This window comes from Mycobacterium sp. 852013-50091_SCH5140682, assembly GCF_001665685.1.
In the GTDB taxonomy this organism is placed as follows: Bacteria; Actinomycetota; Actinomycetes; order Mycobacteriales; family Mycobacteriaceae; genus Mycobacterium.
Map to the genome: position 1 here is coordinate 145738 of NZ_LZTB01000130.1, position 14180 is coordinate 159917.

Annotated in this window: 14 protein-coding genes and 4 tRNA genes; 5 read left to right on the forward strand and 13 right to left on the reverse strand. The window is 67.2% G+C overall.

Features of this window, described 5'->3' with window-relative positions; all coding sequences use genetic code 11:
• Positions 1-17 precede the first annotated feature (17 nt).
• Positions 18-791, reverse strand: coding sequence for a pyrimidine reductase family protein (locus A5784_RS35270; protein ID WP_064949495.1), 774 nt, complete (start codon positions 789-791; stop codon positions 18-20).
• Between the two features lie 34 nt (positions 792-825).
• Between A5784_RS35270 and zapE the strand changes: the two genes are divergently transcribed.
• Positions 826-1887, forward strand: coding sequence for a cell division protein ZapE (gene zapE, locus A5784_RS35275; RefSeq protein ID WP_064949496.1), 1062 nt, complete (start codon positions 826-828; stop codon positions 1885-1887).
• Here zapE and A5784_RS35280 read toward each other — a convergent pair.
• The 4 genes from A5784_RS35280 to A5784_RS35295 are packed head-to-tail and all read right to left on the reverse strand — an operon-like array spanning position 1863 to position 4173.
• The gene (locus A5784_RS35280) at positions 1863-2405 is read right to left on the reverse strand and encodes a GNAT family N-acetyltransferase (RefSeq protein ID WP_064949557.1); all 543 of its coding nucleotides are present in this window, start codon (positions 2403-2405) and stop codon (positions 1863-1865) included. The two genes, zapE and A5784_RS35280, sit on opposite strands and share 25 nt — an antisense overlap.
• 5 nt (positions 2406-2410) lie before the next feature.
• Positions 2411-2938: a hypothetical protein gene (locus A5784_RS35285; protein WP_064949497.1), complete on the reverse strand. Its 528-nt coding sequence runs from the start codon at positions 2936-2938 to the stop codon at positions 2411-2413.
• A gap of 47 nt (positions 2939-2985) precedes the next feature.
• A complete protein-coding gene (locus A5784_RS35290; protein ID WP_064949498.1) occupies positions 2986-3411 on the reverse strand; it encodes a PPOX class F420-dependent oxidoreductase in 426 nt (141 codons plus the stop codon).
• Between the two features lie 24 nt (positions 3412-3435).
• Positions 3436-4173, reverse strand: coding sequence for a Clp protease N-terminal domain-containing protein (locus A5784_RS35295; RefSeq protein ID WP_064949499.1), 738 nt, complete (start codon positions 4171-4173; stop codon positions 3436-3438).
• Between the two features lie 161 nt (positions 4174-4334).
• Between A5784_RS35295 and A5784_RS35300 the strand changes: the two genes are divergently transcribed.
• A complete protein-coding gene (locus A5784_RS35300; RefSeq protein WP_064949558.1) occupies positions 4335-5678 on the forward strand; it encodes a sensor histidine kinase in 1344 nt (447 codons plus the stop codon).
• Between the two features lie 16 nt (positions 5679-5694).
• Here A5784_RS35300 and A5784_RS35305 read toward each other — a convergent pair whose 3' ends face one another.
• Positions 5695-6360 carry a FadR/GntR family transcriptional regulator gene (locus tag A5784_RS35305; RefSeq protein ID WP_064949500.1) on the reverse strand — a complete coding sequence of 222 codons (666 nt, stop codon included), beginning with the start codon at positions 6358-6360 and terminating at the stop codon, positions 5695-5697.
• A gap of 47 nt (positions 6361-6407) precedes the next feature.
• Here A5784_RS35305 and A5784_RS35310 point away from each other — a divergent pair, with 47 nt between their 5' ends.
• Positions 6408-7661: a CynX/NimT family MFS transporter gene (locus A5784_RS35310; RefSeq protein ID WP_064949501.1), complete on the forward strand. Its 1254-nt coding sequence runs from the start codon at positions 6408-6410 to the stop codon at positions 7659-7661.
• Between the two features lie 227 nt (positions 7662-7888).
• Positions 7889-8938 (forward strand): 3-deoxy-7-phosphoheptulonate synthase, encoded by a 1050-nt coding sequence (locus A5784_RS35315; protein WP_064949502.1) that lies wholly within the window; start codon positions 7889-7891, stop codon positions 8936-8938.
• Here the strand turns inward: A5784_RS35315 and A5784_RS35320 are convergent.
• From A5784_RS35320 to A5784_RS35345, 6 genes are all read right to left on the reverse strand, one after another.
• Positions 8935-10416, reverse strand: a complete 1482-nt coding sequence (locus A5784_RS35320) for a PPE family protein (RefSeq protein ID WP_064949503.1) — start codon at positions 10414-10416, stop codon at positions 8935-8937. The genes A5784_RS35315 and A5784_RS35320 overlap by 4 nt on opposite strands.
• An 86-nt stretch (positions 10417-10502) precedes the next feature.
• Positions 10503-11162 (reverse strand): biliverdin-producing heme oxygenase, encoded by a 660-nt coding sequence (locus tag A5784_RS35325; protein WP_064949559.1) that lies wholly within the window; start codon positions 11160-11162, stop codon positions 10503-10505.
• An 88-nt stretch (positions 11163-11250) separates the two neighbouring features.
• Positions 11251-11817, reverse strand: coding sequence for a TetR/AcrR family transcriptional regulator (locus A5784_RS35330; protein WP_064949504.1), 567 nt, complete (start codon positions 11815-11817; stop codon positions 11251-11253).
• A gap of 157 nt (positions 11818-11974) precedes the next feature.
• Positions 11975-12049: transfer RNA gene (locus A5784_RS35335), tRNA-Val, on the reverse strand.
• Positions 12050-12062: 13 nt separating this feature from the next.
• A tRNA-Cys gene (locus tag A5784_RS35340) sits at positions 12063-12136 on the reverse strand.
• Positions 12137-12163: 27 nt separating this feature from the next.
• Positions 12164-12236 (reverse strand) — tRNA-Gly (locus A5784_RS35345).
• Positions 12237-12661: 425 nt separating this feature from the next.
• Here A5784_RS35345 and A5784_RS35350 point away from each other — a divergent pair.
• A tRNA-Val gene (locus A5784_RS35350) sits at positions 12662-12736 on the forward strand.
• A gap of 850 nt (positions 12737-13586) precedes the next feature.
• Here A5784_RS35350 and A5784_RS35355 read toward each other — a convergent pair.
• Positions 13587-14177, reverse strand: a complete 591-nt coding sequence (locus A5784_RS35355; RefSeq protein WP_064949505.1) for a muconolactone Delta-isomerase family protein — start codon at positions 14175-14177, stop codon at positions 13587-13589.
• Between the last annotated feature and the right edge of the window lie 3 nt (positions 14178-14180).

The window sequence follows — 14180 nt, forward strand, 5'->3', positions numbered from 1 at the left end:
CAGTAGCGATAGGTCGGTCACCGGCCGCGGACGTAACGCGTGTACAGGAAACCCTCGTCGTCAGTGAGCAGGTGTGCCGGACGCATCTGCGCATGCACCTGGCCGGGGCCGGTGGCGATGCGGCGCGCGACTCCGCCGATGAGTAGCGGTGCCACCGTCAGACACAGTTCGTCGAGCAGATGGTTTTCGATCAGCGTGCTCAGCAGTTGCGGGCCGCCTTCGGTGAGGACCCGGAACAGTTTGCGCTCGGCGAGGATCCGCAGCGCCACGACGGGGTCGACCCGCCCGGGGTCGGTTCCCGAGGCGTCGATCACCTCTGCCACCGCGCCCAGCCGGTGCTCCGCGTCCGGGACGGTGTTGCTGCACGTGAGAATCAGCGGAGCCACGTCGGTGCGGGTGAAGAATTTCGAATCGTGTTCCAGGTTGGCCGATGCGGTGATGACAGCGATCGGCGGTACCTCGGCCTGGCCGCGCTCCTGCCGGGCCTCCCGTTGCGCCGCGGACAGCTGGACGCCGGAGTAGTTCTCGATGCGTACGGTCGCCGCGCCCATGAGGATCACATCGGCTGCTTCTCGCATGATGTGGAACAGCGCGCGGTCACCCGGGCCGCCCAGCCCACCTGACTTTCCGTCCGACGTGGCGCCCCCGTCGAGGCTGGCGATCATGTTGCCGCGCACCCAGCACCGCTGCAGATCCTCGGGGTAGGCATAGAGCTCGCGCACCCGGGGATCGTCGACGGTATCGAGCGGGCCGAGGACTGTGAGCTGTGTCCCAGCGATGTCATCGGACATAAGCAGAATTTGAGCACGTCGTTACGCTGCCTGCATGCACGGGTCCAGCGACGTCGCTCATCTTGCCGATCGGCACCCCACCGTCACGCCCGAGCGGTTGGTGGCGCAGTTGATCCCACCGCCGACGTTCGCCGACGTCAGCTTCGACACGTATCGGCCCGACCCGGCGGAGCCGTCGCAGGCCGCGGCGGTGCAGTCGTGCCGGCAGTTCTGCGAGCAGGCCGCGGTGCGGCGGGCGGGAAAGAAGAAGCTGTTCGGCAAGCGCGAGGTACTGCCCGGTGTGGGGCTCTACCTGGACGGCGGGTTCGGCGTCGGCAAGACCCACCTGCTGGCGTCGACCTATTACACGCTGTCCGCTCTGGGAGAGGCGCCCACCGCGTTCGCGACGTTCGGTGAACTCACCCAGCTGGCGGGCGTGTTCGGTTACAACGAGTGCATCGACCTGCTGGCCGGCTACGTGGTGGTCTGCATCGACGAGTTCGAACTCGACGATCCGGGCAACACGACGCTGATCTCGCGGCTGCTCTCGGCGCTGGTCGAGCGCGGTGTGTCGATCGCGGCGACCTCCAACACGTTGCCCGAGCAGCTCGGCGAGGGCCGGTTCGCCGCGCAGGACTTCCTGCGGGAGATCAACACGTTGGCGCAGATCTTCACGACTGTGCGCATCGAGGGGCCCGACTACCGTCACCGCGATCTGCCGCCTGCCCCCGAGCCGCTGACCGACACCCAGGTGGCCGACCGGGCGGAGGCCAAGCCCGGCGCCACGCTCGACGGGTTCGACGCCCTCTGCGCACACCTGGCCACCATGCATCCGTCGCGCTATCAGGCCCTGATCGAAGGGGTGTCCGAGGTGTTCATCACCGGCGTGCACCCGATCGACGATCAGAGTGTGGCGCTGCGCCTGGTGGCGCTGACCGACCGGCTCTACGACGCGGGCATCCCGGTGTTGGCCTCGGGAACCAAGTTGGACACGATCTTCAGCGCCGAGATGCTCGCCGGCGGGTTCCGGAAGAAGTACCTGCGGGCCACATCGCGCCTGCTCGCGCTGACCGCCGCGGCCCAGCAGGCCGATCAGACCGGCCGGACCATCACGTAGTCGTTCTCGATACCTGCGCCGAGCCGAAACGTCTTGGTGCCGTTGACCGTGAAGCCGTGTTTGCGGTAAAAGCGTTGGGCGCGTTCGTTTGTCTGGTTGACGCCCAGCCACACCGAGCTGAAGCCCAGCGTGGCGGCCCGCTGCAGCGCGTCTGTCATCAACGCCGGCGCCGCACCCGCACCGTGCCGCTGGGGCAGCACATAGATCTTGGACAGCTCGATGGCCGGTCGCAGTTCGACGGCCCGCTGCACATCGTCGTCGTCGGGAACACCGCGAATGAGCATGGCGTACCCCGCGATGGCCCCCGAGTTTTCCCGAGCGATGAGCAGCACCCGTTCGGGGTCACCGAGGTAGTCACCGAACCGTTGCTCGGAGAGATTCTCGGCGATGAACGCGGCGATGTTCTCCGGGGTCGACGACGGGGGACAGGCCAGTGGGAACGTAGCGGCTGCGACTGCTGCCAGCTCCGGTAGATCAGCGCGACGGGCCTGTTCGACGACGACGGCGCCGCTGCTCATCGCTGTCACGGCAGTGGCGCGTCCGGCTGCCAGAGGTTCCACTGCGCCAGGTGCTTGCCGGTCTGTGGATTGATCAGCACGACGTTGGTGACCAACGCGCGGTAGACGTCCCAGTACACGTCGCCGTTGACGGTGGCTCCGGGCGGCGCGTTGCGCAACACGTTCTCCAGGGCGTCGGGGGCGTCGGTGTGCTTGGACGTGTAGGCGTCCGCGTACGGCGTGACGCCGTCGAAGGTGAACGCCAGTGCCATCGCGTACGGGTTGGGCGCCTGGATGGTGGTGATCGTCACCGGTGCCCGCCACGGGCTGCCTTGCGCGCGCCAGCGCGGTGAACCGTTCCAGCCCCAGCCGGGTGGGACATCGCTGGCCAGGACGTCGTGCACGGTGACGTCGGCGACGATGCCGTTGAAGTTCACCCGCAGCGTCTGACCGATCTGGCCGATCGGCGTGTCCTCGGCGGCAGCGGCCGGTGCGGTGGCGAAAGCGGCGACAGTCGCCACGACCGAGAACAGGAGCGCAAGCCAGCGAGACATGCCAGGCATGATCGCACAGACTGGAACGTGTTACAGCAGGTTGGCGGTCAGGGCACCCAGGGGCCGACGCCGCCGACCTTGTCGATGCGGATCCGCGTGAGCCAGCCGGCCGGGGCGTCCGGCGGTGGGAACGCGGCATCCGGGGAGGCCAGAGTCTGCGCCAGTTTTGCGAGCAGTTCCGGCGCGCCGCCCTCGACGATGCGGGCGGTGCCGGTGATCGCCAGGTACGGGCGCATCACTTGACCGACATGTCCGGGGTCGACGATCGTCACCGCGACCCGCGGATCACGCCGGACGTTGCGTACCTTCTTGTGCTCGGCGAGGTGCGCGGTCACCAGCTCGTCGCCGTCGGGCGTGGACTGCAGCGCCACCCACACCAGCGTGACCTGCGGGCTGCCGTCCGGGTTGAGCGTGACGAGGGTGGCATCGGCGCCGGATCCGATGAGTTCACGTGCGGCATCGTTGAGCTTCACGCCCAGTGCTACGGCTGGGCGGGCTCATTCATTCCCGTTCTTCTTGATGAACGGCTCCAATGCCGTGGCCAGATCGGTTTCCAACCGATGTGGGTCAACGCCCAGCCGGTGCAGCGCGCCGTCGTCGGGCTCTGCCTCGAACAACGCCAACAGGATGTGTTCGGTGCCGATGTAGTTGTGGCCCAACCGAAGTGCCTGCCGGAAGGTCAGCTCGAGGGCTTTCTTGGCGGTGGAGTTGAAGGGGATGAGGGCGGGTACCTCGGGGGTCCGTGGCGGCAGGGTGACGACGTTGCGGACGGCATCTGCGTCGACGCCCTGGCCGGAGAGCAGTTTGGCGGCCAGCCCGTCGGGCTCGCTGAACAATGCGAGCAGCAGATGGTCGGCGGTGATCTCGGCGTTGCCTGCCCCGTGGGCGGCGTTCTGCGAGGCGACGACGACGTTGCGGGCGCGCGGGGTGAACCGCCCGAACCCGGCGTTGGGGTCCAGTGCGGCCGGATCGAAGTCGGGCACTTTGGGCACGAAGCGTTTCTGGGCGGCCTGCTTGGTGACGCCCATGCACTTGCCGATGTCGGTCCAGGAGGCTCCGGAGCGGCGGGCTTGGTCGACGAAGTGGCCGATGAGGTGATCGGAGATCTCGCCGAGCGCGTCTGCGGCGATCACGGCGTCGGTGAGTTGTTCGAGGGGTTCGGAATGCGCCTGCTTGATGGCGTGAATGAGGTCGTCGAGGCGGACGGGGTTGGTGATCTTGACGGGCTCGCTCATGGCGTCAACTTTAGGTTGACGATTGACTAGCGTCAACCCCGGGTTGACGCACCGCGCGCATCGGTGGATAGGTGAAGCGAGCCGGTGATCGGGCAAGATAAGCGCCGATGAACTTCGAAGACCGCGTGATCCAGCTGCTCCGGCCGATCCTTCGGCCGGTGATGCGAGTGTTGTCGCTGCGCAGCATCGTGATCGTCGCGGCGCTTTCCGTCGTGATCCTCGTCCTCACCCTAGGCACCTGGGTATGGCTCGGCGTGACCAACGACCAGTACAGCCAGCTCGACCGCCGCCTGGACTCGCTGAGCAGCCTGGGTGACCTGAGCTCGCTGCTGAACAGTCCCCGGCAGGTCGGGGATGACACGTCCGCGCCCAACGGCGGGGCACTGGTGCGCACCGCGCATATCGGCGGGGTCACCGTCTCGGTGCCCAGCAATATCGTGTTGCCGCAGTTGGAGAATGGCTACGCCAACACCACCATCGACGGGGTCGAGTACCGCGTCCGCACCTTCACCGCAGGTCCGGCGTCTATCGCCCTGGGGGCTCCGCTGGCCGAAACTCAGCGCCGCATCGACGAATTGCACCTACGGGTGATCCTGATCTGTGCCGGCGTCATCGGGGGCACCGTCGTGGTCGGCTGGATGATCTCGCTGGTGATGATCACGCCGTTCCGGCTGCTCGCTCAGCAGGCGCGTGCCATCAACGCCCAGTCGAAGCCCGATGAGGTTCAGGTGCGTGGCGTGCGCGAAGCCGTCGAGATCGCCGAGGCCGTGGAGGGCATGCTCGATCGCATCGGCAACGAACAGGAACGCACGAAGGCCGCGCTGGAATCGGCCCGCGACTTCGCCGCCGTCGCATCGCATGAACTGCGGACCCCGCTCACCGCCATGCGGACCAACCTCGAAGTCCTCTACACGCTGGATATGACCGATGAGCAGCGCCACGAGGTGATCGGCGACGTGATGCGCACGCAGAGCCGTATCGAGGCCACTCTCACGGCGCTGGAACGGTTGGCGCAAGGCGAGCTGACCACGGTCGAGGACTTCGTGCCCGTGGATGTCACCGAGCTGCTGGACCGCGCTGCGCATGACGCTCTGCGGGTCTATCCGGGGCTCCGGGCGACCCTGATGCCGTCACCGACCGTGCTGATCCAAGGCATGCCCGCGGGCCTGCGGCTGGTGATCGACAACGCGATCGCCAACGCCGTCAAACACGGTGGGGCCACGGAAATCCGGCTCAGCGCAGTGCGTTCCGCAGACGACGTGCAGATCGTGGTCGACGACAACGGATCCGGCGTACCCGAGGCGGAACGGACCGAGGTGTTCGGGCGTTTCGCGCGCGGGACGACGGCATCGCGCTCCGGCTCGGGGCTGGGACTGGCGCTCGTTGCTCAGCAGGCCGAATTGCACGGTGGCACAGCCTCTTTGGAGGCCAGCCCGATCGGCGGCGCGCGATTGCTGTTGCGGTTGCCGATCATTCATTCGCCTGCCGACGAGGCGCCCTTCTGACCGATGCGCGGGCTGCTCAGCAGTCCTGAACCGGCACCTGTGCCAGCAGCTCATCGAGGAAACCGCTGGCCTCCTCGCCCGCACGGTCGACCTCACCCGCGGCGATGGCCTCGACCAGCCCGTCGTGCGGTATGGAGCGGGCGTGCGGCGTGCGACTCGTGGCGGCGACGCTGGCCAGGATGGCCTCGGTGAGCCCGCGGTAGAGCTCGATCAGCACGGTGTTGTGGGACGCGCGTACCACGGCGAGATGGAATTCGGTATCCACGCGGGCGAAATCGTCGTCGGACGCGCCATCGCGCCCGCCCAGGAGGGCGCGCAGCTCGGCCAGGTCCTGCTCGGTGCGGGCCCTGGCGGCCAGCCTGGCTCCTTCGACCTCCAGGCAACGCCGGACCTGCAGCACCTCCCGCAACTCGGATCCGCACAGCCTGCGCAGCGCGCCGGATACCTCGCTGGTGGCGCGCACATAGGTGCCGTCGCCCTGGCGGACCTCGAAGATGCCGCTGTGGGCCAAGGCCCGAATCGCTTCACGCACGGTGTTGCGGCCGACGCCCAACGCCTCGACAAGCTCGGGTTCGGTCGGGATCTTCGCGTTGACCGGCCATTCTCCCGAGCTGACCGACGCGCGCAGCTGCTCGATCACCTGGTCAACCAGCCCGGTGCGCCGGGTTGTGACAAGCGGCACGGGAAAATCCTTTCATCCAATCATGGGATGTATGTCATCATAGCCGAGTGACTCAGAACGTACAGAGCAATCCGCCACATACCTATGAGCACGATCTCGAACTCGAACTCGACGGCACGGTGGAACTTCGCCCTGCCGCGATGGCCGCAGGCGGGGCCCTGCTGGTCGTCGCCGTGGTCCTCACCGCGTTGAACCTGCGGCCGGCGATCACCAGCGTCGGCCCGTTGCTGGGTGAGATGCGTGCAGCACTGGGCGCCTCGGCCATCTGGGCCGGCGCCCTGACCACGCTGCCGGTGCTGTGCTTCGCCGCCGCAGGCATGGCCGCGCCCTGGCTGGCCCGCCGCGTCGGGCTGGGCAACGCGATCTCGCTGGCGCTTGTCGTCCTCAGCGTCGGCCTTGTGATCCGCGTGCTCGACGGCCAGTACGTCGTGATCGGCGGCACCCTGGTCGCCAGCGCCGGAATCGCCCTGGTCAACGTGCTCATACCGGTCGTCATCAAAGGTTCTTTCCCCGCTCAGATCGGCCTGATGACCGGCGTCTACACCGCAGCCCTGCAGGGTGGCGGTGCGCTGGGCTCCGCGATCACCCCGCCACTGGAGCCGCTGCTAGGCGGGTGGCGCCCGGCCGTCGGCAGCTGGGTGCTGCTGGCCGTGCTCGCGCTCTTGCTCTGGGTGCCGGCCTCGCGCGCCATCCGCGGTGCACGCGCGACCGCCCCGGCCGGTGAGGGGCGCAGCCGATCCCTGCTACGCAGCCCACTGGCCTGGACGGTGACCCTGTTCTTCGGCTGCCAGGCGTTTCTGGCCTACATCGTGATGGGCTGGCTGCCCGAGGTGTTCATCGACAACGGGGTCAGCAAGAGCGACGCCGGCCTGCTGCTGGGTCTCGTGTCGGTGCTGGCCGTGCCGATCAGCCTGATCATCCCGCCGCTGGCCGCGCGCCAGAAGAACCAGAGCGGATGGATCGTCGGACTCGGCGTTCTCGGATTCATCGGCATGGCCGGGCTGCTGGTCGCTCCGGCGTTCTCACCTCTCCTGTGGAGCTTCCTCGTCGGCATCGGCATGAGTGTGTTCTCGTTGGGGCTCACCGTGATTGCGCTGCGCGCCCGCAATGCCGAGGACACCGCTCGGCTGTCCGGCATGGTGCAGGGCCTGGGCTACCTGATCGCCTCGACGGGGCCGTTCCTGTTCGGCCTGTTGCACGAGGTGACCGCCGGCTGGACGGTGCCGTGGATCATGGTGCTGGTGGTCTATTCGGTGCAGATGGTCGCCGGAGCGCTGGCTGGGCGTGATCGCTACGTATGACGTGATTGGCGACGGGTTCGGGTGGTCGTGTAGCCTGGCCGACGTGAACATCGGTGTATGCGTCGGCTATTGGCGCTTTATCGAGGCTCCGGGCGGAGCCGATAAAGCGCAGCGTTAAGCACGCATCCACCCGGAGCCCAGGCAGTGACCATCAGGTTGCTGCCTTTCGTCATTCAAGGGCGCCGGATGTTTTTGCAGGTGCCCACCACCAGGAAGGCACCCCAACAATGACTTTCGCGCAGATCGTCACGCCGCCCGCCACATCGGACCGGCGGATCCGAAGTTTCAGCGCGATACCCAGCCCACACGACGTGCTCACCGAGTTCCCGCTGGGTGCCCGGCGGGCCGAGAAGGTGGCCCGCGACCGCGACGAGATCGCCGAGATCCTGGCCGGCCGCGATGACCGGCTGCTGGTCGTGGTGGGCCCGTGCTCGGTGCACGATCCGGCAGCTGCGCTCGATTACGCGAGTCGGCTGGTCCGGGTGGCCGACGAACTCGGTGACCGGCTCAAGATCGTCATGCGCGTCTACTTCGAGAAGCCGCGTACGACGGTCGGCTGGAAGGGCCTGATCAACGATCCGGACATGGACGGCACCTTCGACGTGGCCCGCGGCCTGCGGGTAGCGCGCAAGCTGCTGCTCGACGTCATCGACATCGGGCTGCCCGTCGGATGCGAATTCCTCGAGCCCACCAGCCCGCAGTACATCGCCGACGCGGTGGCCTGGGGTGCGATCGGCGCCCGTACCACCGAATCCCAGGTGCACCGCCAGCTGGCGTCCGGGCTGTCGATGCCGGTCGGGTTCAAGAACGGAACCGACGGCAACGTCCAGGTTGCCGTCGAGGGCGTGAAAGCCGCTGCGGCCGAACATGTCTTCTTCGGGATGGACGACATGGGGCGCGGTGCGGTGGTCAGCACCGAAGGCAATGAGGACTGCCATGTGATCTTGCGCGGTGGCACCGACGGACCCAATTACGGCGCCGACTCCGTGACCGCCGCGGCAGCCAAGCTCACCGCGGCCGGGCTGCCTGGCCGCATCGTGATCGATTGCAGCCACGCCAATTCCGGCAAGGATCATGTGCGGCAGGCGGTTGTCGCCGGCGAGGTGGCGCAACTGGTGCGCGACGGTCTGCCGGTCAGCGGTGTGATGCTGGAGAGCTTCATCGTCGCGGGCGCCCAAGCACCCGAGGCCCGTCCGTTGACCTACGGGCAGTCGGTCACCGACAAATGCATGGACTGGGACACAACCGATTCGGTGTTGCGGGAACTGGCGGGTTAGCTCGGTAGCTGGCGCCCCTCGGTCTCGCCGGGCGCAGCGTCCCAGCTTCCGGGCATCATGGGAACCGTTGGGCTGCCCAGGTTTTCGTCGGACCTGCTGGTCAACCCGGCCGGTGCGCCAGCTGTCGATTTGGCATTCGTACCTGCGAAACCGATCGGCCCGGCGCCGGCGTGGGACATCGTGGTGGTTGCCGCCCCGGGCGGTGTCGGTGTCGCGCCGTCCATCGTCATGAACTCGTGACGGTAGCCGCGGTCCTGGGCTCCTGCGTTGCGCCGCTTGCGATTCCGGCTTCGCGCACGGGTGGCCGCGGCTACGCCCGCCAACGCGGCAGCGGAGCTGCCCAGCGGCGCTTCGGCCGGGGTCACCGCGCCGTGCCGCATGGACGGCCCGAAGCGCCACCCGGGGCCGTCGCCACGGACGGCGTATCCGATGCCTTCGCTGCCGGTGGGCGTGGCCGGTGACGAGGCCTCGGCCGGCGTACCCCCGGCCGGGGCGGTGCTGGAACTCGGGGCACTGCCCACAGCCGTCGACGACGGCGCTGTGAGCGCAACGGCATGCGGCTGGTCGGCCGGCTGGTGGGCCACGACGGCGGCGGGTTCCTCGGCCGGTGCCTCGGAGGCCTGCACGAGGCCGGACAGGCCGAGTGCGATCGGGACCGCCACCGAGGCAGCCGAACCCATGATCGCGGCGTACAGCGGGGTGCCCATGAGGGCGAACGTGGCCGCGTAGGCGAAGACGTAGAGCAGCGGCATCCAGGTGGTGATCGCGGTCGACGGGCTGGTCGCGAAGTCGACGATGATCTGGTAAATCGTGCCGACCGGATCGGTGACCAATTGCTTGAGCGCGCGGTACATGCTCAGGAAGTGCTCGGAGCCAGACAGCCACTCTTCGATGGGGTCGTCGAACTGCAGCGCCCTCGCCGACGCGCGGGCGACCGGGGGAGCGAGCAGCACCGGCGCCTCGGTGGTCGACGGTGCCGCCGCGACGGCGGTTTCCGCGCCGGCCTGATACGCCGTCATGGCAGTGGCGGCTTGGATCCACATCCGGATGTAGTCGGCCTCGTTGAGGGCGATGGGAATGGTGTTGACGCCGAAGAAGTTCGTCGCCACCAACGCGCCGTGCGTCGCGTGGTTCGCCGCCAACTCGGCCATCGTCGGAATGGCCGCCAGCGCCGCGCTGTACGCCGCGGCGGCGCTTTCGACCTGATGGGCAACCGTGGCGGTGTTCGCGCTCGTCTGGCTCAGCCAGGCCGCGTAGGGCGCGTGTGCGGCGGCGTACCGTTCGGCGCTCGGGCCCTGCCATGCCCCCGCCTGCACCGTGCCCACCACGGTCGTGAGTTCGGCTGCGGCCGAGGCGTACTCGGTACTCAACGCATTCCACGCGGCTGCTGCTGCCAGCAGCGGTCCGGCTCCGGGCCCACTGCTGATCAGCGTCGAGTGCACTTCGGGCGGCAGCGCCATCCATACCGGGGCGGTCATCGATCTCCTCAGTAGAGTTTGGTTAGCATAAGCTAACTCGAAATTTTCCGGGTGCGCCTGTTTGCCGGTCGATCGGTGGGAAACGCCTAGCGGCAGTAGTCGGCCAGGTTGGCGGTGAGCTCGTCGAACAGGGCCTGATTCAGGCCGAATGCCACCTTGACCTCGTCGACCACGCGGCCGATGGCTACGTCGTCGAGTCCCAGCCCGTCGAGGCGGGAGCGGTACGCGTCCTTGTACGGCTTGGCGCGCATCGGGAACGCGTAGAACGCCAGGCCTGCGCCGGCCAGGTGGAAGCTGCGGTCGAGTATCCGGCCGATCGCCTGCCCGCCGGACAGGTCGCCGAGATAGCGGGTGTAGTGGTGGGCCACCACCGCGCCGCCCCAATCGGCGTCGACGAGCCGGGCGCAGTAGTCGCGCGTGGCGGGGGAGTCGACCTCACGCGGACCGCCGGGCGCCCAGTGCTCCAGATCGGCGTCGAGTGCCGCCAGCCGCTCCAATGCCGGGTCGTACACCGCGGCCACCGACGGATCGTCCCGCCGGGCCCGCACAACGGTTTCCAGGGTGCGATATACCGCCCGTAACCGCAGCAGGTAGTCGACGTAACCCCGAGCGTTGACCCGTCCGCTCAGCAGCTCGCCCATGAACGACGAGTGCTCCGCCGCATCGTGTTCGGCCCGCGAGCCCTCCCGCATGGCGACCGACAGTGACCGGTCGATCTCGGATGCGACGGTGGTGCTCGGCGGCATGCTGTGCTCCATGGTTTTGGCGACAGGTTGTCAACATGATGTCGACAATGTGTCAGGAAACTAGCATCGCACGCCCTCGGACGGGGGTCTACGTCGGCGCGCCCACCGCCCGCAGGATGAAGCTCTCGATCGCGCCGGTCGGCAGATGCCGCGGTGCCAGGCATGCGTGGATCAGCGAGATGGTCGCGGACTCGTCGTCGACGGCGAACCGGCCCGCGGCCACGCCGTCGGCCAGGATGGCACGCAGCACGTCTTCGACGGCCACGACGTGCTCACGGATCGCCAGCATCGTGTCGGTGGACAGTGCCCCGTAGAGCTGCGGCCCGAATCCCATGTGGAATTGCTGACCGGCGTCGAGTTGATGCCGGATGAACACCGCCAGCCGCTCGGCCGGATCCTCGACGTCGGTGAGTGCGGCGCGCAGTCCGTCGAGGTAGCGATTCGTCTCATGTGATGCGAACGCGACGACCACCGCCTCCTTGTCCGCGAAGTGGTGATAAATCGCGGTGCGCCCGATACCGGCTGCGGCGGCAAGCTTGGCCATGGTGATGGCGTCGAAACTGTGGTCGGCCATCAGCGTGGCGAACGCATCGAAGACACGCTGTTGGACCAGCTCGCGGTGCTCCTCTACGGAAGCGGCGGTGATCCTTGGCACACATTGACTCTAACGTTCCGCCGATCGCACACACGTGTGCGGCGGACCTTGTCTCAGGCGTTTCTGGGCGGCGCGAACCTGTTGGGCACCAGAGGGATTCGACGGTCCCGGAAACGACGAAGGCCCGGCGACTGCCGGGCCTCATCTGTACCAATTGTGGTGCGCGATACTGGGATTGAACCAGTGACCTCTTCCGTGTCAGGGAAGCGCTCTCCCGCTGAGCTAATCGCGCGGGTTGAAACTGTTGGAGGTGGAGACGGGAATCGAACCCGCGTGCACGGCTTTGCAGGCCGTTGCCTCACCACTCGGCCACTCCACCGCTAGGGTTGATGCCACTGCACCTTCGAGCGGATGACGGGATTCGAACCCGCGACCCTCACCTTGGCAAGGTGATGCGCTACCAACTGCGCTACATCCGCGCGCCACGGGCGAGATCGTCGCCCGTCGCGATGCAGAACATTAGTGCACGGAGGCGCGCAGACACAAATCCCCATTACGGGAGGGGAAAGGGCACCCAAAATCAGTGTTTCAGAACAGGTCGCGACCCTCCGGTGAAATCGAAAATCCGTGGGCCATCCCGGTGTCCCTGTGGGGAGGTGGCGCGTCGGCGCGGTCCGGCGACGCCCGTTGCGGGTGCCATCGGGCACCGACGACGCTGCGATCGGCGGTGTTGCGCGATGGACTGGAGTGGTGTGAGTTCACTCACGTGGCGGTCTGGAGCGGAGTGCGGTCATGAATGGGACCCGTCGACCGCGTGGACGTCTGGCCAACGGTTGACCCGGCCCGCTGAGGTGGCGATTCTGGTTACGCCGGGAAGCCGTGCTAATGTTCCACGTCGTTCCCCGGTCTCGTAGCTCAGTGGGAGAGCGTCCGCCTCACACGCGGAAGGTCGCTGGTTCGAACCCAGCCGGGACCACCACAAAAACCCCAATCAGTTGGGGTTTTTGGTTTCTAGCCGTGAAGCTCGGCCAATATCCGGCCAAACTGGCTGATCGTGGCGGAAGGTCACGGAAGGTCGGATCGGGTTCCGTTGCGAGCCGCTCAGGCTGCATCCCCTTGCACACATCGCCGGATTCTCGTTCGGCCACGGGTGTCTCGTCGGCTCCTACTTTTCGTCCTCTTCGTCAGAACCCAATCCAACCGCTGGAGAAGTCTGCCCTGACTGCTGCACTGAACCCGGGGCGCCCGTTCACCGGTAGCGAGCGAGAGCTGCTGGAGGACAAGCCGAGTTTGAACCGTGCGGAGTTGGTGCATGCGTTCGAGGACCTCTCCGATGCCGAGGCACACGACAGGCGGGTGCCGTCTTTGACGACGCCCATCGCGCTACTCACGCACTGCGCGCGGTCGCCAGACGGATCTGGTTCCAGCGCACCCTGCGCGGTTTGAGCTTCGGAGACTGCGACGGCCCCGCGGAGGGCGGAGATCCGAGCTTCCGCGTCGCTTACGGCGGGAGCCTCGCTGCGCCGATCGCCGAACACCGCGCCGTCGCTGAATCACGCACGGAGAGTTGTGGTTTGGCGAGCGTTTCTACAGTGCAGCACTCAGTTCGTATCGCCAGCGCGGCTTTACGATTCGCAATGTCGTCGAACGGTGCGGGCCATCGGTCTTTTGGGGATCTCGGAGATGGTCATTTGCCGCAGCGGCTGATCCAGCGCACCCACTACGACGACGTAATCCGGCGCGTTCACGCGCGGCCGAGCGGCAATCGACCGGATTGACGGCGCGACGGCGGCGCATGTCTGACTAATCGCATCAGACCACCGGTCCCGTCATCGTCGTCGGCCAGGGTCATTCGGATGCGTTGACAGGGGAGTCGTTTCATAGCTCATCCAGTCGCGAAGGGGTAACTCATCGAGCATGGCGGTCAATTGCTGCCCGTCGCTGGCCTGCCACAGTCCTAGAGTTTGGCCGTGCGGTAGTGACCACAGCCGAGTCAGATATCCGCCGGCAGCGAGCCAGCGAGCGCGCTCGGCCTCCTGGGCGTAGGTAACCTCGCTTACCGCGTGGGGAACCTCCGGTGGCACGGTGACAGTCATCACGACGAGGAACTCGATGCCGTCACCGGAAGGCGACACTCCGGGATCGTTCGGGTGCGTCGCCAAGGCAGTGACTTCGTCGGTCCGCCACGCGCGCAGCGGCATTGAGATCAGATCCTGTTCCAGAACATCAGCGTCAACGGCGGCGAACAATCCCACCGTCCGCCATTCCCCGGGCTGTAGCGGCGGTCGCCACAGTCGCAGCAAGGCTCCCTGCTCGGAAAGCTCGGCCGCACGCCCCGCCTCGCGGACCCGCATCAGTGCGACCTCTTCTGCTGTGGTCGCGTCAGGGACACGGGTGGTCATGCTGACCAGGTATTCCATCTT